This is a genomic window from Parendozoicomonas verongulae (assembly GCF_009711465.1).
Classification (GTDB): Bacteria; Pseudomonadota; Gammaproteobacteria; order Pseudomonadales; family Endozoicomonadaceae; genus Sansalvadorimonas; species Sansalvadorimonas verongulae.
The window spans coordinates 1,771-2,331 of the sequence record NZ_SMME01000762.1 but is presented as its reverse complement, the minus strand read 5'-3'; the positions used below and the strand labels follow the sequence as shown (position 1 = coordinate 2,331).

Here is a 561-nt window from a genome sequence, read left to right as displayed (position 1 = left end):
GACAAAGGGCCTGTCCCTTGTGTGGGTGCGCTTGTGTTTGGTAAGTTCACCTGATGCGATATACGCTTTGTTGCAACCGTCAAAGTCACAGACAAAGAGTCTGTCCCTTGTGTGGGTGCGCTTGTGTCTGGTCATATGACCGGATGTTGTAAACGTTTCGTGGCCTCTGTCCTGATCACAAGCCATCCCGGAGATATTCCTGGGCAGCTGATCGTTGTCAGGCTGAATCTGACTCACTTCATTAAGAGTGCTATCTGTATCAGGTGTAAATTCCCCTGCACTGTCGCAAAGAACACTCTGAAATGCATCATCCTGCAATAAGTCCGACAACTCTGAAAGTAGAGTTTCATCCTGCTCTAAGTTCGACAACTCCGGGAATAGAATATCCAGAGGTGAAGAATGAGTACATAAGATGTCAGGAGTTTCATTATGACTGGAAATGAAGCAAACGGTAGATGGATTCCCAACCGATGTTGTGGCACCCGTTTCAACTGCCGGATGTTGCACTTCCGTTGACCACGTGAGTGTGACTTGGTTTTTTTGATTTCTTCTACGGTAACA

General features: G+C 46.7%; 1 protein-coding gene. It reads right to left on the bottom strand.

Annotation, left to right across the window (positions count from 1 at the left end; all coding sequences use genetic code 11):
- Positions 1–369: C2H2-type zinc finger protein (locus tag E1189_RS25250; RefSeq protein WP_230460195.1), on the bottom strand; the 369-nt coding region annotated here is incomplete at its 3' end.
- Positions 370–561: the final 192 nt, after the last annotated feature.